This is a genomic window from Virgibacillus sp. M23, from assembly GCF_034190895.1.
In the GTDB taxonomy this organism is placed as follows: domain Bacteria; phylum Bacillota; class Bacilli; order Bacillales; family Amphibacillaceae; genus Virgibacillus; species Virgibacillus salarius.
In genome coordinates this window covers 1-20,378 of sequence record NZ_JAWDHA010000007.1, presented here as the reverse complement: position 1 = coordinate 20,378, position 20,378 = coordinate 1, and the positions used below count along the sequence as shown (strand labels likewise).

At 36.7% G+C, this 20,378-nt stretch carries 22 protein-coding genes; all 22 read left to right on the top strand.

Annotated elements, in window-relative coordinates:
* The first annotated feature begins 16 nt into the window (after nt 1-16).
* The 22 genes from rpsA (at nt 17) to aroA (ending at nt 20,185) form a co-directional block, all read left to right on the top strand.
* Nucleotides 17-1,147 carry a 30S ribosomal protein S1 gene (gene rpsA / locus RVS70_RS04175; RefSeq protein WP_026681029.1) on the top strand — a complete coding sequence of 377 codons (1,131 nt, stop codon included), beginning with the start codon at nt 17-19 and terminating at the stop codon, nt 1,145-1,147.
* 600 nt (nt 1,148-1,747) lie between these two features.
* Nucleotides 1,748-2,641, top strand: coding sequence for a YIEGIA family protein (locus RVS70_RS04170; RefSeq protein ID WP_026681028.1), 894 nt, complete (start codon nt 1,748-1,750; stop codon nt 2,639-2,641).
* Nucleotides 2,642-2,827: a capping complex subunit for YIEGIA gene (locus RVS70_RS04165; RefSeq protein ID WP_026681027.1), complete on the top strand. Its 186-nt coding sequence runs from the start codon at nt 2,642-2,644 to the stop codon at nt 2,825-2,827.
* A gap of 203 nt (nt 2,828-3,030) precedes the next feature.
* A complete protein-coding gene (gene der / locus RVS70_RS04160; protein ID WP_026681026.1) occupies nt 3,031-4,341 on the top strand; it encodes a ribosome biogenesis GTPase Der in 1,311 nt (436 codons plus the stop codon).
* Between the two features lie 14 nt (nt 4,342-4,355).
* The gene (locus RVS70_RS04155; protein ID WP_321132552.1) at nt 4,356-5,396 is read left to right on the top strand and encodes an NAD(P)H-dependent glycerol-3-phosphate dehydrogenase; all 1,041 of its coding nucleotides are present in this window, start codon (nt 4,356-4,358) and stop codon (nt 5,394-5,396) included.
* Between the two features lie 61 nt (nt 5,397-5,457).
* Nucleotides 5,458-5,718, top strand: a complete 261-nt coding sequence (locus tag RVS70_RS04150) for a stage VI sporulation protein F (RefSeq protein WP_026681024.1) — start codon at nt 5,458-5,460, stop codon at nt 5,716-5,718.
* A gap of 271 nt (nt 5,719-5,989) precedes the next feature.
* Nucleotides 5,990-6,187 (top strand): DUF2768 domain-containing protein, encoded by a 198-nt coding sequence (locus tag RVS70_RS04145; RefSeq protein ID WP_026681023.1) that lies wholly within the window; start codon nt 5,990-5,992, stop codon nt 6,185-6,187.
* 17 nt (nt 6,188-6,204) lie between these two features.
* Entirely contained in the window at nt 6,205-6,933 is a 729-nt protein-coding gene (locus tag RVS70_RS04140; RefSeq protein WP_026681022.1) for a hypothetical protein, read from the top strand.
* 206 nt (nt 6,934-7,139) lie between these two features.
* The gene (spoIVA, locus tag RVS70_RS04135; protein WP_026681021.1) at nt 7,140-8,618 is read left to right on the top strand and encodes a stage IV sporulation protein A; all 1,479 of its coding nucleotides are present in this window, start codon (nt 7,140-7,142) and stop codon (nt 8,616-8,618) included.
* Nucleotides 8,619-9,291: 673 nt separating this feature from the next.
* Complete coding sequence (locus RVS70_RS04130; protein ID WP_021291258.1) at nt 9,292-9,564, top strand: HU family DNA-binding protein; 273 nt, start codon at nt 9,292-9,294, stop codon at nt 9,562-9,564.
* A 131-nt stretch (nt 9,565-9,695) separates the two neighbouring features.
* Nucleotides 9,696-9,920: a trp RNA-binding attenuation protein MtrB gene (mtrB, locus tag RVS70_RS04125; protein WP_026681019.1), complete on the top strand. Its 225-nt coding sequence runs from the start codon at nt 9,696-9,698 to the stop codon at nt 9,918-9,920.
* 99 nt (nt 9,921-10,019) lie between these two features.
* Complete coding sequence (locus RVS70_RS04120) at nt 10,020-10,808, top strand: heptaprenyl diphosphate synthase component 1 (protein ID WP_321132551.1); 789 nt, start codon at nt 10,020-10,022, stop codon at nt 10,806-10,808.
* A gap of 4 nt (nt 10,809-10,812) precedes the next feature.
* Nucleotides 10,813-11,520: a demethylmenaquinone methyltransferase gene (locus RVS70_RS04115; RefSeq protein WP_321132550.1), complete on the top strand. Its 708-nt coding sequence runs from the start codon at nt 10,813-10,815 to the stop codon at nt 11,518-11,520.
* Between the two features lie 32 nt (nt 11,521-11,552).
* Nucleotides 11,553-12,524: a heptaprenyl diphosphate synthase component II gene (gene hepT, locus RVS70_RS04110; RefSeq protein WP_166530093.1), complete on the top strand. Its 972-nt coding sequence runs from the start codon at nt 11,553-11,555 to the stop codon at nt 12,522-12,524.
* 90 nt (nt 12,525-12,614) lie between these two features.
* The gene (gene ndk, locus RVS70_RS04105) at nt 12,615-13,061 is read left to right on the top strand and encodes a nucleoside-diphosphate kinase (RefSeq protein WP_026681016.1); all 447 of its coding nucleotides are present in this window, start codon (nt 12,615-12,617) and stop codon (nt 13,059-13,061) included.
* Between the two features lie 75 nt (nt 13,062-13,136).
* Nucleotides 13,137-13,931: a CheR family methyltransferase gene (locus RVS70_RS04100; protein ID WP_026681015.1), complete on the top strand. Its 795-nt coding sequence runs from the start codon at nt 13,137-13,139 to the stop codon at nt 13,929-13,931.
* A 116-nt stretch (nt 13,932-14,047) separates the two neighbouring features.
* Nucleotides 14,048-15,217 carry a chorismate synthase gene (gene aroC / locus RVS70_RS04095; RefSeq protein ID WP_166530094.1) on the top strand — a complete coding sequence of 390 codons (1,170 nt, stop codon included), beginning with the start codon at nt 14,048-14,050 and terminating at the stop codon, nt 15,215-15,217.
* 1 nt (nt 15,218) lies between these two features.
* Complete coding sequence (gene aroB / locus RVS70_RS04090; RefSeq protein ID WP_121605091.1) at nt 15,219-16,298, top strand: 3-dehydroquinate synthase; 1,080 nt, start codon at nt 15,219-15,221, stop codon at nt 16,296-16,298.
* Entirely contained in the window at nt 16,295-16,669 is a 375-nt protein-coding gene (gene aroH, locus RVS70_RS04085; RefSeq protein ID WP_026681012.1) for a chorismate mutase, read from the top strand. Before aroB ends, aroH begins: the two co-directional genes overlap by 4 nt.
* A 4-nt stretch (nt 16,670-16,673) precedes the next feature.
* Nucleotides 16,674-17,765: a histidinol-phosphate transaminase gene (gene hisC, locus RVS70_RS04080; RefSeq protein ID WP_026681011.1), complete on the top strand. Its 1,092-nt coding sequence runs from the start codon at nt 16,674-16,676 to the stop codon at nt 17,763-17,765.
* A gap of 1 nt (nt 17,766) precedes the next feature.
* A complete protein-coding gene (locus tag RVS70_RS04075) occupies nt 17,767-18,867 on the top strand; it encodes a prephenate dehydrogenase (RefSeq protein WP_026681010.1) in 1,101 nt (366 codons plus the stop codon).
* A 31-nt stretch (nt 18,868-18,898) separates the two neighbouring features.
* Entirely contained in the window at nt 18,899-20,185 is a 1,287-nt protein-coding gene (gene aroA, locus RVS70_RS04070) for a 3-phosphoshikimate 1-carboxyvinyltransferase (protein WP_026681009.1), read from the top strand.
* The last annotated feature ends 193 nt before the right edge of the window (nt 20,186-20,378 follow it).

The window sequence follows — 20,378 nt, the reverse complement described above, 5'->3', positions numbered from 1 at the left end:
TAGGAGGGCTATGGATATGAGTGAAGCAAAAAATGAAGTATCAAATGTTAATGTAGGAGATACACTAACAGGAACGGTTGTTAAAGTAGATGAAAAACAGGTTCTTGTTGATATCGGATACAAAGCCGAAGGGATATTGCCAATTGGGGAACTATCTAATCTTCATATTGAAAAAGCTAGCGATGTTGTAACTGAAGGAGACACGCTAACACTAAAGGTTAAAAAAATAGATGAAGAGGATGTAATTTTATCTAAAAAAGCAATTGATGCAGATAAAGCATGGGAAGACTTACAACAAAAATATGAAAATAATGAAGTTTTTGAAACAGAGGTAAAAGAAATTGTTAATGGTGGTTTAGTTGTAGACGTAGGGTTACGTGGATTTATACCTGCTTCCCTAGTCGAAACACACTACGTAGAAGACTTTAGTGATTATAAAGATAAGACCCTTACTGTAAAAATTGTTGATCTAGTTCGAGAGCAAAATCGAGTTATTTTATCTCATCGCGCTGTCGAGGAAGCAGAGCTAGAAGAGAAGAAAAAATCATTACTTCAATCACTGGAATCTGGACAAGTAATCGAGGGTACGGTACAGCGTTTAACTAATTTTGGTGTATTTGTTGATATTGGTGGCGTTGATGGTCTTGTTCATATATCTCAACTTGCCCATGAGCATGTTGATCATGCTTCGGAAGTGGTGAAAGAAGGAGATAAAATTAAAGTAGAAGTATTATCTGTTGATAGAGATAGCGAACGTATTTCACTATCTCGTAAAAAGGTACTTCCAGGTCCGTGGTCAGGTATTGAGGAACGTATTTCAAGAGGAGCTATTGTAGAAGGCGTTGTTAAAAGATTAGTTAATTTTGGAGCATTTGTAGAGATAGAATCTGGTGTAGAAGGGCTTGTTCACATTTCGCAAATTGCTACCCGTCATATCGGAACACCACAGGAAGTATTAGAAGTTGGTCAGAACGTGAAAGTGAAAGTACTCGATGTTAATGAAAAAGAAGAGCGTATTTCTTTAAGTATAAGAGAACTTGAGCAAGAGCAAGAAGCAAAAGAATATAAGCAATATGAAAAGGATGAAGATCAGTCTGGATTTCAACTAGGAGACTTTATTGGTGATAAATTAAATAAATACAAATAAATAGAGATGCTGTTTAAAAAGGTTCTTTCTTTAATTTAGAAAGAACCTTTTTTGTAGTCTAGGAAATAGAAACGATGCGACTTCACGAATCGCCCTAATCTAGGTCATCATCGGCCGCAAGCTCATCGTGATTCTTTTATATCCGTTGGCTCGCTCCAGTCGATACGATTCTAATCGGACGGTTGCTCTTTTGTTCTATACCACTATTTGAAAATAGCTATGATGCTAATAGCAAGCGGTAATTGTGCACAGCGGCTTATTATTTTATCCCACATATGGTTTTCTAGAAAAAATTGGCGACATTCAATTTTTTGATATTCTCCTATTTGTCATAGTAATAAAAACAATTTTAGACATACTACAAAAAGGAAGAAGTAAATTATTTCGTCATAAAGTAAAACTTCAATCAGTGAGGGTTTTGTTTATCCCCATTGATTGTTAGTACCACAAGGGTATGACCTAGAGGCCCTTAAACCCATCGGACATTTACTCACAGTTCAATCCCCTTTTACCAATATTGGTTTCACTCTATTGCTTGAAGTAGGGGTAATTACTGCCAGTTATATGCGGGATAAATCAAAGCATGCATGAGGTGTCAGAATGAATGAATATACGTTACCAATTCTATTTGGTGTCATCATAGGAACTGTAGCAAGAATACTAATGTTACGTACCGATTATCGTCAATACCCTACATATCTTCATGGAAAGGTAATTCATGTATCATTGGGCTTTATTGCAGCTGCATTAGGGTCGGTAGCTATTCCGGCAATCATGGAGTTGGAATTTACTGCAGTTACATTTTTAACTGTTGCAGCAACCCAGTTTAGAGAAGTAAGAAATATGGAGCGGAATACCTTAACCGAAGTAGATAGTTTTGAATTAGTACCAAGAGGAAAAACATATATTGAAGGGATAGCTATATCATTCGAAAGTAGAAATTACTTAGTTATTATCACTTCCTTTATAAGCACACTTGTTTTTCTTGTATGGAACGTGTACTATGCAATGATTGCAGCAATTGCTTGTTTAATAATAAGCAGAATATTAATGAGTGGATCGACGATAAAGGATATTGTCGACATAAAACATCATCAACTCCATTTTGAAGGGGCCGGTCTCTATGTCGATAACATTTATATTATGAATATCGGGCTTCCAGAAAGACAGGAAGAAATATTGAAGTATGGTATGGGGTTTGTCTTAACCCCTAAGAATATGAATGTCATTACGACAATTGCAAATCTAGGGCAACGACAAGCAATATTACATGATGTATCTGTAACCCTTGGCGTTTTCCGTGATTCCGGTACACCAGCACTTACACCTTTGATTAAAAGGGATTTAGATGATGGTCGAATAGGCGTATTCATTTTGCCACAAATTCGTGAGGTTGATAAGGCAATTAAGGTCATTGGAGCAGTACCAGTATTAGAGAATGCAATTCGCATGCCTTCAGAATCAGGTTCGGTGAAAAAGGGAGGAAATTCATAAATGCAAATTGAAAAGGCGATTTTGGCTGTTATTACTACGAATAGATCAGCTATTGATGGTGGTGCTCCTATTTTCATCTGTAAGAATAGAAAGGAAGCTGAGGATACAGCTGCTAATCTAGAAGCAATCACCGATGGAATTGCCCATGAGCTAAGTGAAGAGTTATTTATTATCGTCAGGCATTAACGATTTTGAATTTCATTGTTAATATGTACTACTTTTGCTATTATAGAAATTGTTCAAAAGTCATAGAGCAGTGACGATAAATATAGAAATAACTATTTCAATGATTGCAATATATAATTATCGATACGACAATATCGCTTATTTGGACAATAAAAAATGGTATAACATTAAAATTGAACGTAAAGAGAAAGGATGTTCCTTTCATGAGGAAATCTGTTGTAGCAATTGTAGGAAGACCAAATGTTGGAAAATCAACTATTTTTAATAGATTAGTTGGCGAAAGGATATCCATCGTAGAAGATATTCCTGGAGTAACAAGAGATCGAATTTATGCACAAGTTGAATGGTTAGCAACTACCTTTAACATCATTGATACTGGTGGTATTGAAATGGGAGATGAACCGCTACTTGTTCAGATGCGTCAGCAAGCTGAAATTGCAATTGATGAAGCAGACGTCATTATATTTCTTGTAAATGGACGAGAAGGTATAACTGGTGCAGATGAAGAGGTAGCTAAATTATTATATAAATCAAATAAACCAGTTGTACTTGCGGTAAATAAAATTGACAACCCTGAGATGCGTGAATCAATTTATGAATACTATTCGCTTGGATTTGGCGAGCCTTATCCTATCTCTGGTTCACATGGTCTGGGATTAGGTGATTTATTAGATGCAGTTGTTGACTACTTTCCTGAAAGGGAAGATATCGATGAGGACGAGGACACAATATATTTTAGTTTGATTGGAAGACCAAATGTTGGAAAATCGTCATTAGTAAACGCGTTAGTAAATGAAGAAAGGGTTATTGTTAGTGAGATAGAGGGTACGACGAGAGATGCCATTGATACGAAGCTCCATAAGGATGACCAAGACTTTGTAATTATTGACACTGCCGGTATGCGAAAACGTGGGAAAGTTTATGAAACTACAGAAAAGTACAGTGTTTTGCGGGCATTGAAAGCCATTGAAAGATCTGATGTTGTATTGGTTTTAATTGATGCTGAAACAGGGATCAGAGAACAGGACAAAAAAATTGCCGGCTATGCTCATGAGGCGGGACGTGCTATCGTAATTGTTGTTAATAAATGGGACACGGTTGAGGCAAACGAAAAATCCATGAAAGAATTTGAAGCAAACGTACGGGCTCATTTTCAATATTTGGATTACGCACCAATTGTATTTTTATCCGCAATGACAAAAAAACGTCTACATACGCTTATTCCTGCGATTAAATTGGCTAGTGAGAATCACGCGAAGCGGATCCCGACAAATGTGCTAAACGATGTGATTATGGACGCAATTGCAATGAATCCTACACCAACTTTAAAAGGGAAACGATTAAAAGTTTTATATACTACACAGGTGGCTGTAAAACCACCTAGCTTTGTTGTATTTGTGAATGATCCAGAACTCATGCATTTCTCATATGAACGATTTCTAGAAAATAAAATTAGAGAAGCATTTGGATTTGTTGGAACACCAATTAAGTTATTTGCGAGAAGAAGACAATAGAGGAGGAGAAGTTTGTGACGAAGATTGCTGTATTGGGAGCTGGAAGCTGGGGAACAGCTTTAAGTATTGTATTAGCTGATAATGGACATGAGGTAAACTTATGGACGCATCGAAAAGACCAAGCTGCTATAATCAATGAAACAAGAAGAAACGACAAATATTTAGATGTTGAAATTCCAAGCAATATTAAGGCATATGATATATTAACTGAAGCCATGGATAGCGTTACAGCGGTTGTTATAGTAGTACCAACCAAGGCAATTCGAGAAGTTTGTAAGTCATTGAATGATGTGCTTAATCATAATCATGATGTAACAATCATCCATGCGTCAAAGGGAATTGAGCCGGTGACGTTAAAACGTGTATCACAAATGATTGCTGAGGAGCTAGTAAATTATAAGGAAGAAGATATTGTTGTATTATCTGGCCCTAGCCACGCTGAGGAGGTTGCTTTACGTCAACCAACAACTGTTACAGTTTCTTCGGTTCAGATGGATAAAGCTAAGGTTGCGCAAGATTTGTTTATTAATGAATCATTTCGCGTCTATACCAGCCCAGATATTTTAGGGATTGAATTAGGTGGTGCTCTAAAAAATATTATTGCACTTGGTGCAGGTATTTCTGATGGTTTAGGCTATGGAGATAACGCGAAGGCAGCATTAATTACAAGAGGGTTAGCAGAAATTGCGAGATTGGGGACCTCACTGGGAGCAAATCCGTTAAGCTTTTTAGGATTACCAGGGGTTGGCGATTTAATTGTTACCTGTACTAGTGTTCATAGCCGTAATTGGCGAGCAGGCAACCTGTTAGGTAAAGGACATAAATTAGATGATGTGCTTGAACAGATGGGCATGGTAGTTGAAGGAGTTCGTACGGTGAAAGCTGCATATCAATTTGCTGAAGAACAACAGGTAGAGATGCCAATTACGAAGGGAATTTATCAAGTTTTATTTGAAGAGAAGGATCCGAAGGACATTGTAGAGCAGCTTATGAATCGAACGAAAAGAGAGGAAATGGACGATCTAGCTAAATTATTAATGGAGAGGTATTCCTGATAACACGTAAACTCCTTCCTGCATATAATGTGTTGAGTTAACTTAGCAGGGAGGCGAGTACGTGAATAATTTCCAAAAAGGTCTTTTTGACAAAATACAGCAAAAGGCAAATATTAATCCTGATGACGTATACAAAGTTGCTGATTCGGTTAAACATGCTAATTTTAAAGACGAGAAAACAGTTAGAAAGCTAGTTCGTCATTTAAGTAAATTAGCTAATAAGCCTATATCAAAGGAAAAAGAAGATAAAATTGTACAGTCTATTGTCAAAAATGATGTACCAATGGATATGAATTCGTTAAACCAATTATTTAAAAAATAAGCGTACTTGGGCAAGTGAGGATACATTCAGCCGTATACTCGCATAAAATAAATCGCACAAGCATTCATGGATAGAGTTGCTGTGGATAATTATTTAGTCAAACCGAGATGGAGTAGCCCCCTTCATCTCGGATTTTTATGCTACAAATGAAAATGTCTGTAGCATCGACGAAATATTTTGAATACGTATTTTTTGGACGAGTGTATATGTCTTTGTGTTATAATACGTGTTGCAATGATATTGTTCAGTTTGTTTGTATAGGAGTGGTGTCATGTCGGAATCAATGCTAAAAATGTATATTTCATTTGCAGGTATGGTATTACTGCTAGTAGCAATTGGTCTTATTCTGTTATCTCGATATAAGCTAAAAGGTGTTTTGGCCGGAATAGTTGCAATTTTTGCCTATTTATCATTAATTACCGGTGGCTTAATTATCTTTTACATTGTTTTTAGCGGTCCTACAGTGTAAGGCAAGGAGGCTTTATAGTGAAGTATACATATGGAAAGATGTTAATCGTGTTAGTAGTTACCATCCTACTTACTGGGTGTTTATACCCGCAGAATCAGCTATCCAAAAATCAAGCGCCAAATCAAGATCAATTGGAAACGGTTCAATCAGCGGTCGATCAGTTTAAGGAGAAGACACAGGGATTGGTTCCAATAAGAACAAAGGGTAGTGATACACCAATTTTCGAAAAATACTTAGTTGATTTTTCAAAGTTAAAGGAAGAAAATATTTTAACTGAAATTCCTGGTAATGCGTATGAAAATGGTGGGATATATCAGTATACACTAATTACACCTGATAATAACCCACGTGTGAAGTTAATTGATTTACAAGTTACTGAAGCAATACGAAGTATAAATGTTAAGTTAGATATATACCGAAATGAACATATTTATCCGCCGTTTGGTGAAGAAATCGAAGAAGGCGTGTATTCTATTGATTATGAAAAACTAGGTTTAGATAAGTCGCCAACGGTTGTTAGTCCATATTCTAATCAGCATATACCAATCATCATGGATGTAGAGGGTAATCTCTATGTTGACTATCGAATAGACTTAAATAATGCATTAAATAAGTATGAGCATGGTTTTAAACCTGGTGATGATATAAGGTATATACTAGCTGATAACACGCCGTTTGTACCTGTATATTCGTTCCCTTATACAATAAAAAATGGTGAACCAGTATTTCAACTTGAAAATAAATAAAAATATATCATATTAAAACCCTTGTAACATATATTGTTTCAAGGGTTTATTTGTCTTTTCTTTTACGAACAGGTTGAACGTTTATGTTTTTTAATCTTTTGCACATATTTAAGGCATATTTTGATAGGACAACATCATAGACTTGTAATGTCAATTATTCGTAGTTTGTTCGTAATGAAAAAGAACGGAGATCGGGAGGGGATCTTTTGGAAAGAGTTGATATTTTTAAAGATATTTCGAAACGGACGAATGGAGATATTTATCTTGGAATTGTAGGAGCAGTCCGTACAGGAAAATCCACCTTTATTAAGAAATTTATGGAGTTGGTAGTCCTGCCTAACATTGAAGAAGAGAGTGAAAGGGCTCGGGCGCATGATGAATTACCGCAGAGTGCAGCTGGGAAAACCATCATGACAACAGAACCAAAATTTGTTCCCAATCAAGCAGTATCAGTCAATGTGGATGAGGGGCTTGATGTCAATGTGCGCCTAGTCGATTGTGTCGGATATGCGGTTGAAGGAGCGAAAGGATTTGAGGACGAGAACGGTCCGAGAATGATTCATACACCTTGGTATGAAGAACCTATTCCTTTTCATGATGCGGCTGAGATTGGCACGCGTAAGGTTATTCAGGAGCACTCAACAATCGGTGTAGTTGTAACCTCCGATGGATCATTTGGTGAAATAGAACGAAATGATTATGTTGATGCAGAAGCTAGAGTAGTTGATGAGTTAAAGGAAGTTGGAAAACCGTTCATCATGGTTGTAAATTCTCAAAGACCAAGTAGTCAGGAGACAGAGCTGTTACGGCAAGAGCTATCGGATAAATATGATATTCCTGTACTTTCTATGAGTATTGAATCAATGACAGAGCATGATGTTAACAATGTATTACGTGAGGCGCTTTATGAATTTCCGGTCCTAGAAGTTAATGTTAACTTACCTAGCTGGGTAATGGTTCTTAATGAAGATCATTGGTTAAGAAGAAATTATCAAGACGCCATTCAAGACACAGTTAAAAATATCAAACGATTACGAGATGTAGATCATATTGTTGGAGAATTTTCTGAATTCGAATATATTGATCAGGCTCGTCTGGCTGGAATGGAAATGGGAGAAGGGGTAGCAGAGATTGACTTACATGCTCCTGATCATTTGTATGATGAAGTATTAAAAGAAATTGTTGGTGAAGAAATTAGAGGAAAAGATCACCTCTTGCAGCTGATGCAGGATTTCGCTCATGCCAAACGTGAATATGATCAGGTTTCAGGAGCTTTACAAATGGTCAAGCAAACTGGATATGGCATAGCTGCACCTGCATTAGAAGACATGATTCTGGATGAGCCGGAAATAATAAGACAAGGGTCTAGATTTGGAGTGCGACTAAAGGCAGTAGCGCCCTCCATTCATATGATAAAAGTAGAAGTAGAATCGGAATTCTCCCCAATCATTGGGACCGAGAAACAAAGCGAAGAGCTCGTTCGATATTTAATGCAGGATTTCGAGGAGGACCCTTTATCCATTTGGGAATCAGATATTTTTGGAAGGTCATTAAGCTCTATTGTAAGGGAAGGTATTCAAGCAAAAATAGCACTAATGCCAGAAAATGCAAGATATAAATTAAAAGATACACTTGAACGGATAATTAACGAAGGTTCAGGTGGACTTATAGCGATTATACTGTAGCAGCTGATCAAAGGCTGCTTTTTTATTGGTTTAGGAAATTATGAAATTGGAACCTATGGATAGATATGGGCATGTTGAGCCAGCTCCAGCGCCCAGAAACGATGCGACTTCACGAATCTCATCATCGGCTCCGCAAGCACACCGTGATTCCTTTTTCTCCGTTGACTCGCTCCAGTCGCTAAGTTTATAATCTGGCGCTTGTGTTCTTTGCCTCATAGGTTGGATTAATGAGAATAGCAAAGCTACATCAGATGGTATAATTATCTCACTTAAATAGACTAATTTATGCTACCTTCTATTTCACTTGGTTATTAGTTATTCTAGCAAAATCGTCAATTTCTAAAAAAAAATTTTTTCCAACAGCAGGATATTTCTATTAGGTGTCGTATATCTTTATTAAAGCCGAAATGTATTGCTGGCAATGAATAGAACAGTTTTTAATTTTTTTGGTATTAATTACCAATTTTACTGTAAAATCTAGTTAAATCATAAAGAAATAAGTAAAAATTGGGTGCTAACTGTTGAATTTTGCTGCAAACTCGGTTAATATAAGCCTTGTCACTAAAGAAACATGTGACATGAAGTATAAAAACTGGCAAAATGGTGAACAAATGATGATAGTTTCATTTTTGTTCCAATGTCGATTGATGATTAATGGGAGGAGGTGAATGTCATGAACAAAACAGACTTAGTGAATGCTGTAGCTGAAAAAAGCGAACTTTCTAAAAAGGATGCAACTAAAGCGGTTGATGCAGTTTTCGATTCTGTCATGGATTCACTACAAAAAGGTGAAAAAGTACAGTTAATCGGATTTGGTAACTTTGAAGTACGTGAGCGTTCAGCTCGTAAAGGTCGTAATCCTCAAACAGGAGAAGAGATCGAAATTCCAGCAAGTAAAGTTCCTGCATTTAAACCAGGAAAAGCCCTAAAAGATAGCGTAAAATAATATTTTACATAGGGCGAAGGATGCGCATTAGCGTATCCTTTTTTTCTTGTCTATTTAGTGATAATTGCTTGATTGACATTGTCCCATATATAATTCATTATTTATTAAGAGATTACTAAGGAGGACGCATAATGGATAAAACGAGTGTTACATCAGATTTTTTTGTAATAAAAGCATTAGAAGACGGTGTTAATGTGATTGGTTTAACACGTGGTACAGATACAAGATTCCATCATTCTGAAAAGCTAGATAAAGGGGAGGTAATGATTGCGCAATTTACAGAACATACGTCTGCTGTAAAAGTTCGCGGTAAAGCAATAATTCAAACAAGCCATGGTCAAATTGAAAATGAATAGTTCGTTTTATAACAGAATGCTTGATTAACGATGCTACATAAATTATGCTATAATAGCTAAAGCATGATGAGAATGGATGAAAGGGCTAAGGTGATTTCTTTGAATACATCTGGATTAGACGTAAACAAACTCAAAGCACGCATAGAAGATGAGTTACAGCACACATTTTTAGAAACATATATAAACAAGCCCGTCATCAACGAAGAAAAATTAAGGTTATTGAACGAAATCATAAATGCTACATCACTATCCGAATACCAGAAGGAAAGATATATTGTAACGACAATGCTTGTTCAAGTAGCTTTAGATACACATGATCTTGTTCCAAGTATAACAGAACAGGATGAAAGTCCAGCTGTGAAACTGCAAAAGCAATTACGTGTTTTAGCTGGCGATTATTATAGTGGACTATACTATTTGCTCTTAGCCGAAATCGATGATTTTGATTTAATCCATCAATTAGCAACAGCAATTAAGGAAATCAATGAATATAAAATGGATCTATATTACCAAGAAGCTTTATCGTTCGAAGAATATATGAAATTAACGAAACGGATAGACGCCTTACTTATTGTGCGTATTGCAGCGTATTTACAGGTTCCTACAGTGGAACAACTTGCGGAAGATTGGTTAATTGTAGGAAATATTGTTGAAGATATAAAACGGTTAAAAAACGGGAAGTCTTCTTCTTTAATTAAAAATTGGGCTAATGGTGACAGTGATTCAACATTGCTTATAAGTTATTTAGATAAGTATTTGCAAAAGAAAATATGTCATGTTAACCAGAAAGTAAAAAATCTTACAAGTAACCAGCAACTAGCTGTGCATATCAGAAAACAATTGACTGAGGTGTTTCATACGAAGACATCTATTGCGGAAAAGGGGTAAAGGTATGTCAGAGCAATCAAAAGAAGAGCGTGTCCATCACGTTTTCGAAAAAGTTTATTCCAAATATGATTCCATGAATTCGATTATTTCATTTCAACGTCACAAAGCATGGCGAAAAGATGTCATGAAGCGAATGAATGTAGAAGCTGGATCTAAAGCTCTAGACATTTGTTGTGGAACGGGAGATTGGTCCTTAGCTATTGCTCAAGAAACTGGTCCTACTGGAGAAGTTTTAGGGCTTGATTTTAGTAAGAATATGTTGTCTGTTGCCGAAGAGAAGAAACAACAGCAAGCACAAATAAGTCAGCTGCGTTTTATGCAAGGAAATGCAATGGACTTACCATTTGAAGACAATTCTTTTGAATATGTGACCATTGGCTTTGGACTTCGAAATGTGGAGAATTACATGACTGTCTTACAAGAAATGTATCGTGTATTAAAGCCTGGCGGTATAGCAGTATGTTTAGAAACCTCCCAACCTTCCATACCTATTTATCGGCAATTATATTATTTTTATTTTAGTTATATGATGCCATTGATTGGTAAGCTATTTGCAAAAAGCTATAAGGAGTATGCATGGCTACAAGAGTCTGCCAAGGAATTTCCTGGAAAGAAAAAATTAAAGCAAATGTTCTTAGCTGCGGGATTTTCTGAAGTACAGGTTAAAAGTTATACTGGTGGTGTAGCGGCAATGCATATGGCTTTCAAATGATAACTGTTGAATAAGTAAAAAAGGTGACATACATGAAATTAGCTAAAGCTTATGGATATTTAAGAAAAGATTTAGAAGATATAGAAGCAACCATAAATCAAGTCATACAAGCAGATCACTCCGTGTTGCGCGAAGCATCAACAGAATTGCTTAAAGCTGGTGGTAAACGAATACGCCCCGTATTTGTCTTACTATCAGGTCAAGTAGGTACGTATGATCTAACAAAATTGAAGACAGTAGCAGTTTCTTTAGAACTCATTCATATGGCAACGTTAGTCCATGATGATGTTATTGATGATGCAGAAATTCGTCGTGGAAAACCAACGATTAGACAGCTATATGGTAATCGTGTTGCCATGTACACGGGAGATTATATTCTAGCTCGAGCACTAGAAGAGATAACTATGCTACGGGATCCAAAAATTCACCAACTTTTATCCAAGACAATTGTAGAGGTGTGCAGGGGAGAAATAGAACAAATTCGAGACAAGTTTAACTTGAATCAAGACTTACGTAATTATTTACGGAGGATTAAAAGGAAAACGGCATTATTAATTGCTACCAGCTGTAAAATGGGAGCGATAGCTTCAGGTGTTAATGAGAGAGATGCACATCGCCTCTATCAATATGGTTATAATATTGGGATGTCTTATCAAATCATTGATGATATTCTTGATTTTACAGCATCACCAAAACAACTAGGGAAACCAGCTGGAAATGATCTTTTACAAGGAAATCTAACATTACCAGTGTTTTTAGCGATGAAAAATAAAACATTTCATGAAAAAATAGAGCATTTATTTAATCATTCAGAGGCGATTAATGAGGAAAAGATTCAAGAAATTGTTCAAGATGTCCGAAATTCAGATGCAATTGAGGAGTCTTATGCATTAAGCAACCGTTATTTAAATAAAGCCTTGCAAAAACTTAGCGAGCTTCCGGATAGCAGATCAAAAAATACGTTGATGGATATTGGAAAATATATTGGGAAGCGACGATCATAATCACCTTGTCCCGTTGTAATTTTTACATAATTTTGATAGAATTTTATCGGTTAGACAAATACAAAATACATAATTGATGAGGTGTGTAGCATGGAAAAAACATTTTTAATGGTTAAACCGGATGGTGTTCAACGTAATTTAGTTGGAGAAATTGTAAATCGCTTTGAATCAAAAGGGTTTAAATTAGTGGGTGCAAAATTAATGGTTATACCAAATGAGTTGGCTGAACAACATTATGGTGAACACAAAGAGCGGCCATTTTTTGGAGAATTAGTAGATTTCATTACTTCCGGCCCAGTCTTTGCCATGGCTTGGGAAGGTGAAAATGTAATCGCAATCGCTCGTGAGATGATGGGTAAAACCAATCCTGTGGACGCAGCTCCTGGAACGATTCGTGGTGACTATGGTATGACAGTAGGTAAAAATGTCATTCACGGTTCAGATTCTCCGGAAAGTGCAGAACGAGAACTCGGACTATTTTTTGAAAAGAAAGAGCTTACTTCCTATACAAAACAGGATAGTGACTGGGTATACTAATGACACACCATTACCTCCGTTACAGACGGAGGTTTTATTATATGATTCTTAATTAGGTGAAAGAGGCGGGAGAAGGTGGAACAAGACTATAAGGAGTTTATTGCCAACGTAAAAAACATGGCAGGCATTGACTTGAATTTATATAAAGAAACACAAATGAAGAGAAGGCTAACCTCATTAAGAAATAAACGAGGATATTCGAGCTTTTCAAAATACTTTACGGCGATGCGAAATGATGAACATCTATTAGAGGAACTACTAGATCGTATAACGATTAATGTTTCGGAGTTCTATCGAAATCCAAAGAGGTGGGAGGTATTAAAAACCTCCATTATTCCTCAGCTTTTGGAAAGGAATTCCCTCACGATTTGGAGTGCTGCTTGTTCAACAGGAGAAGAACCATATAGTGTTGCCATCATGCTTAAGGAGTACTTTCCAAGTATAAACTATCGAATCATTGCTACTGATATCGACAATGCTGTATTAGGAAAAGCAAAACAAGCTGTATATCAAGAACAAGCACTTAAAGAATTACCATCAGGGCTTGTAAATAAATATTTCACGCAAGAACACGGCTTGTACTATGTAAAAGATGAATTAAAAAATTCGATTACTTTTGAAAAACATAATTTATTAGCAGATAGGTATCCAGCAAATGTAGATTTAATTATTTGTAGAAACGTACTGATCTATTTTACCGACCAGGCGAAAGAAATGATTTATCGTAATTTTAGTAGAGCTTTAACGAATAACGGTGTTTTGTTCGTAGGAAGTACAGAGCAGATATTTAGTCCTGATAATTATGATCTGCAATTATTGGATACCTTTTTTTACCAAAAAAAGGACGAAGATAAACTCTTATCGATTTGATAAGAGTTTATTTTTCATTCTTTCTTAGATATTTTATGCTTTTTCTCAAATTTATTTCCAAAAACACAATAAGTTATGATATAGTAATTAGAAAAATTCATAAAGGAGAATGTAATGTGCGCTATTTAACTGCAGGAGAATCGCATGGAAAACAGCTAACGACCATTATAGAAGGCGTACCCGCCCAAATGCCACTGTTAAAAGATGATATAAACAGCTCCCTTTTAAGAAGACAAAAGGGATATGGTAGAGGTAAACGAATGCAAATCGAGAAAGATCTTGTGGAAATTACAAGTGGTGTAAGACATGGATATACACTTGGTTCCCCTTTATCACTCGTTATACATAATGATGATTATAAACATTGGATAGACATTATGGGAGAAGACCCAATCGAAGCTGATACAAAAATCAGAAGAGTGGTTACACGACCAAGACCTGGTCATGCAGATTTAAATGGTGCTTTAAAATATGGACATAGGGATATTCGAAACATTTTAGAGCGTTCCTCAGCTCGTGAAACTGCAGCACGTGTTGCGGCAGGAGCCGTAGCTAAAACGCTGTTAAAGCATCTTGGTATAGAAATTGCAGGTTATGTGAAAGAAATAGCCGGTATTGAAGCAGTGGAGCAAGCGAATTATACTGCAAAAGAACGACAACAGATCTCTGAAGATTCCCCTGTAAGAGTATTAGATAAACAGGTTGAAGAGAATATGATGCATGCTATTGATGTAGCAAAACAAGAAGGAGACTCTATTGGTGGAGTTGTTGAGGTATATGTCGAAGGGATGCCTGCTGGGATTGGTTCATATGTTCATTATGATCGTAAATTAGATAGCAGAATTGCAGGAAGTGTTGTTAGTATTAATGCATTTAAAGGTGTGGAATTTGGAATCGGTTTTGAAGCAGCGAAGCGAAATGGTAGTGATGTGCATGACGAAATAGCTTGGGATCAAGACAAAGGATATTATCGAAAGACAAATCGACTTGGCGGCTTTGAAGGTGGTATGACAACCGGCATGCCAATAATTGTTAAAGGTGTTATGAAGCCTATTCCAACTTTAATGAAGCGACCATTAACAAGTGTCGATATTGAAACAAAAGAGCCATTCAAAGCAACTGTCGAACGCTCAGACGCATGTGCTGTACCTGCGGCAGCGGTTGTTATGGAACATGTTGTAGCTTTTGAATTAGCAAAGGCTCTTACAGAACAATTCTCAAGCGATCAATTTCCACAGTTACAACAAGCTGTTGAAGCGTATCGAGAAGAAATCAGGTGCTTTTAGTATGGAAACAGATGAAATCATCGTCCATTCTAGCTCGCATGACTACCCTATTATTATAGGTGAAGGTATTCGTTATGAAGTACAATCTTTTCTTAAAAAAGATTATACTTCCATATTAATTGTTACGGATGAGCAAGTGGGTAAATTGTATTTAAGGGATGTTCTAAGCGGACTTTCCACGGAGAATGTGTTTCATTCGATCATTCCGTCAGGTGAAAAAACAAAAAGTATCGAGTATTTTTATCAACTTCAAACAGAAGCGATAAGGTATGGTCTTGATCGGGAGTCATTAATGATTGCCTTAGGCGGAGGAGTCATTGGAGATTTGACTGGATTTGTAGCTTCTACATTCATGCGTGGTATTGATTTTGTACAAATACCAACTACTATCTTGGCTCATGATAGTAGTGTAGGTGGAAAAGTAGCTATTAACCATCAAATGGGGAAGAATCTGATTGGCAGCTTTTACCCTCCTAAAAGTGTTATCTATGATGTGGAAACATTGCGGACATTAAATCAAAAAGAGATACGCTCTGGTTATGCAGAGTTAATAAAAGAAGCATTGATCTCTGATGAGTTCACTTTTCGTTCTTTTTTAAAAACGAATTTGCTTGCATTATCTTCAGAGGAACTTCAAGAGCATTTGCGCATAGGTATACAAATAAAGGCTAGGATTGTAGAGTCCGATGAAAAGGAGTCAGGCATTCGCAAATTTTTAAACTTAGGTCATACGCTTGGTCATGCCATTGAAGCTGAATTAGGCTATGGCTCGCTAGCACATGGTGAAGCTGTTGCAATCGGTCTATTATTTTCGCTACATGTAAGTGAAGATCTATTTTCAAGCAATCTACCGTATCAAGCACTTTTCCAATGGCTACAACAAAATAATTACCCACTGAACTTTCAGTATGAGGATATGCAATCAATTATTACGAAAATGAAAAAAGATAAAAAGAACGTGAAAAACATGATTCAGATGATACTTCTTGAAGAAATAGGAAAACCAATTGTAAAAGAAGTAACGGATCAGCAAGTGGAGCATTATTTAAAATCTTTTGTAGGAAAGCTGGTGGCTAAGTGACAAGAGGAGTTAGAGGGGCGACAACGGTTCCAAAAAATGAGGCGACTGTTATTATTGAAAACACAAAAATATTAATAGAGGAAATGGTTAGCAAAAACGGGATCGATCCCTCAGAGGTATCTCATGTTTTTATCTCTGTAACAAAGGATATAACTGCTACGTTTCCTGCAAAAGCACTAAGAAAATTAACTGGATGGACTTATGTACCAGTTATGTGCATGACAGAGATTGATGTTCCAAATAGTTTAAAGCTTTGTATACGTATCATGATGGTTGTAAATACCGATACACCACAACATAAAATTGATCATGTATTTCACAATCAAGCAGTCAACTTACGTCCAGATTTAACAGAAAAGGTAGGAGAGTAAAAGAATGAAAGGTAAAGCGGCACTTGAGTTATTAGAACCATATCAACAAGGTAAACAGATACAGGATATCAAAGATCAATACGGAATAGATCGAATTGTAAAACTATCATCCAATGAAAATCCGTATGGTTATTCGAGTAAAATCGATGCATTTCTATTGGAACATAGACTAGGCTTCGATATGTACCCAGACGGTTACACTGCTGAATTACGCACTGCTCTTGCTCTAAAGTTAAAGGTGGAAGAATCTGAGATTGTTTTTGGAAGTGGTTCTGAAGAGATTGTTCAAATGATTTGTCGCGCGTTTTTATATCCGGGAGTAAATACGGTTATGCCTAAGCCAACTTTTCCACAGTACAAGCATAATGCCGTGATTGAAGGGGCGGAAATAAAAGAAATTCCAACAAAAGGTGGCTATCTTGACTTAGCATCAATACTTGCTGCTGTCGATGATGATACACAGGTTGTTTGGCTTTGTTCACCAAATAATCCCACAGGTAATGCAATGGCAAAACAAGACTTTTATGATTTTATAACAAGGTGCCCTGAGCATGTGCTTGTAGTTCTCGATGAGGCATATTATGAATATTTAGATCCAGTAAGAGACTTAGAAAGTATAAAACAACTGCCCAATTTTAAGAACTTAATTATTTTACGTACGTTTTCAAAGGCATATGGGCTCGCTGGACTACGGATTGGCTATGGCTTAGCAGCTGAGCAAATTATCACTAAATTAAATGTCGTTCGAGGCCCTTTTAATACAACTTCCATTGCCCAGAAATTAGCATTAATTGCATGGAAAGATGGTGAATTTTTAAATCAAACGATATCGAATAACAATCGTGTTAAGCGATCCTTTCAATACTTTTTGGATCAAATTGGTTGGGAATATTATCCATCGGAAACCAATTTTCTGCTCGTTTGCACACCTAAGAGTGGAATAGATTTATTTGAGTATTTAATAAAGCATGGATTTATTGTAAGACCAGGCGAGCTATTAGGTATCCCTAATACGATTCGCTTAACATTAGGGTTAGAAAAGGATATGGAACAGTTACAGCAACTACTTTTAACTTATAACAATGAGGAGACATAATGTGAAACGAAGAATAGTTATAGCAGGTCTTGGCCTGATCGGAGCATCCATAGCAAAAGGATTGGCTAGGGTAGCTGATCATCATATTATTGGTTACGACATCAATACAGCCACTCTAGAATATGCCAAGCAAAACAATATTGTTCATGAAGTAATAACAGAATTCCCTATGGATGCCATCAATGCCGATTATATTATCCTAGCAGCACCTATATCGGAAACAATAGCTTTATTGCAAAAGCTAGATGAAGTACCTTTTCCAAATAGAGTTATTATAAGTGATGTTTCATCAGTCAAGCAATCAGTTATCCATACAGCAAATCAGTTAAAAAATAAGAAGATCGTCTTTATTGGCGGCCATCCAATGGCAGGTTCACATAAAAAAGGAATTGAAGCAGCTAAATCCCATTTATTTGAAAATGCAATCTATGTTTTAACACCTACTGTCAATAGTACAAATAATGAGGTAGAAGAGCTGAAAGAAATATTACTTCCAACCAAAAGTAAATTTATTACGTTAAATGCTGAAGAGCATGACGAGATGACCGGTGTCGTATCCCATTTTCCGCATTTAATTGCATCCTCTTTAGTGCATCAAGCAGAACATTGGGCTAAAACGCATAGCTATCTTCCCAATCTTGCCGCTGGTGGGTTTCGTGATATTACGCGAATAGCTTCAAGTAATCCGACACTTTGGCAGGATATTTTTTATCACAATCGTAAGAAAATGTCACAGCTTTTGGAGGAATGGATAACAGAAATGCAATTTCTCAAAAATCTTGTGGATACTAGCAGTAAAAAAGAAATGATTCAATACTTAGATCGTGCTAAAAATTATCGAGATGGATTGGGTACTTCTGATAAAGGGATTATTCCGTCGTATTATGATTTATATGTCGATATTCGTGATCAGACTGGGGCGTTAGCAGAGGTAACGCAATTGCTTGCCGACGAAAGTATAAGTATCAATAATATACAAATCCTGGAGATCCGTGAAGGTATCATGGGAGCATTGCGGTTAAGTTTTGCTACTCAGCAGTTACAAAAATCAAGTGAACATATTTTAAAACAGCAAGGATATGAAACGATGATTGAAAAGTAATCAGCAGTTAAAGAAAAGGATGTGAGAATGATTGAAGGAGCAAAAACTACTTCCTACTGAAAATCCGCTACGTGGAGAAATAGAGGTACCTGGAGATAAGTCAATCTCTCATCGTTCCGTTATTTTTGGAGCTTTAGCAAATGGAGTGACAAGGGTAAGTCATTTTCTAGATAGTGAAGATTGTATGCGCACAGTTACTGCTTTTCGTGAAATGGGTGTTTCTATTGAAAAGCAAGGAAATTCTTTATTGATTGATGGGAAAGGTCCTGAAGCGTTAATCGAGCCGAAGGAACCTTTATATTTTGGAAACTCTGGTACAACGGCAAGACTCATGATAGGTGTCTTAGCGGGGCTTCCTTTCTTTACAACGGCATACGGTGATGTATCTCTAACAAACAGACCAATGAATCGTGTGGTTGATCCTTTACGATTAATGGGAGCCATTATTGATGGTAGATTAGAAGGGAGTAAACTTCCATTAGCCATAAGAGGAAATGGTTTAACAGGAATTGAGTACCGTTTACCTGTAAAAAGTGCACAAGTCAAATCAGCAGTATTGTTAGCAGGACTACTTGCAGATGGGAAAACAACTGTAGAGGAATCGACGGTTTCGCGAAATCATACAGAAACAATGCTTCAAGCCTTTGGAGCGTCAATACTAATTGAAGGTAGTACCGTTTCACTACAAGGAAAACAACCGCTTACTGCTACCGATATATATGTACCAGGGGACATTTCTTCTGCTGCATTTTTCCTTGTGGCAGCTGCGATTGTTCCAGGAAGTAATGTGACATTACTAAATGTAGGTTTAAACGAGAGCAGGACAGGCATTATAGATGTATTAAAAGCAATGGGAGCGGCTGTCGAAGTGGGAAATATCCATAGAAAAGGTGGAGAATTATTAGGAAATATCTCAATCACTTATCAGGATTTACACGCTACGACTATCGAAGGTGATATGATTCCACGATTAATCGATGAGATACCAGTAATTGCACTACTAGCAACGCAGGCAAAGGGAAGAACAATAATTAAAGATGCGAAAGAACTTCGAGTAAAGGAAACAGATCGAATTAAAGCAGTTACAGAAGTTTTAACAAGCTTAGGAGCTAGGATTGAGGAAAGAGAAGATGGACTAATTGTTGAAGGTAAGTCAAAGCTAACCGGTAATAAAGTAGCATCTTATCACGATCATCGGATGGCTATGATGGCGACCATTGCCTCATTAATAACAGATGGTGAAGTAGTGATTGATGATATCTCCCCGGTTTCAACTTCTTATCCTAGGTTCTTTCAAGATTTACAACAAATGAAGTAAGACGATGTATTTATATATGTGCAGGTAGCTAGACTGTCGAGGAACTTTCTCGGCAGTTATTTTTTGTAAGTTAAGAAAGTATAAAATCAGTGCAATGACTGCGTTAAGCCAAGTAGTTATTTTGAAATGTTTGATGTATATTGGCAATGCTCCGACTAATTACTTCGCTTTCCGTGGGCACGGCCTCAACTAA

What these genes read in the sequence shown, in the direction of transcription:
- rpsA (WP_026681029.1), top strand. Translation starts at nt 17, where the DNA reads ATGAGTGAAGCAAAAAATGAAGTATCAAATGTTAATGTAGGAGATACA.
- RVS70_RS04170 (WP_026681028.1), top strand. Translation starts at nt 1,748, where the DNA reads ATGAATGAATATACGTTACCAATTCTATTTGGTGTCATCATAGGAACT.
- RVS70_RS04165 (WP_026681027.1), top strand. Translation starts at nt 2,642, where the DNA reads ATGCAAATTGAAAAGGCGATTTTGGCTGTTATTACTACGAATAGATCA.
- der (WP_026681026.1), top strand. Translation starts at nt 3,031, where the DNA reads ATGAGGAAATCTGTTGTAGCAATTGTAGGAAGACCAAATGTTGGAAAA.
- RVS70_RS04145 (WP_026681023.1), top strand. Translation starts at nt 5,990, where the DNA reads ATGTCGGAATCAATGCTAAAAATGTATATTTCATTTGCAGGTATGGTA.
- RVS70_RS04130 (WP_021291258.1), top strand. Translation starts at nt 9,292, where the DNA reads ATGAACAAAACAGACTTAGTGAATGCTGTAGCTGAAAAAAGCGAACTT.
- mtrB (WP_026681019.1), top strand. Translation starts at nt 9,696, where the DNA reads ATGGATAAAACGAGTGTTACATCAGATTTTTTTGTAATAAAAGCATTA.
- RVS70_RS04115 (WP_321132550.1), top strand. Translation starts at nt 10,813, where the DNA reads ATGTCAGAGCAATCAAAAGAAGAGCGTGTCCATCACGTTTTCGAAAAA.
- hepT (WP_166530093.1), top strand. Translation starts at nt 11,553, where the DNA reads ATGAAATTAGCTAAAGCTTATGGATATTTAAGAAAAGATTTAGAAGAT.
- ndk (WP_026681016.1), top strand. Translation starts at nt 12,615, where the DNA reads ATGGAAAAAACATTTTTAATGGTTAAACCGGATGGTGTTCAACGTAAT.
- aroB (WP_121605091.1), top strand. Translation starts at nt 15,219, where the DNA reads ATGGAAACAGATGAAATCATCGTCCATTCTAGCTCGCATGACTACCCT.
- hisC (WP_026681011.1), top strand. Translation starts at nt 16,674, where the DNA reads ATGAAAGGTAAAGCGGCACTTGAGTTATTAGAACCATATCAACAAGGT.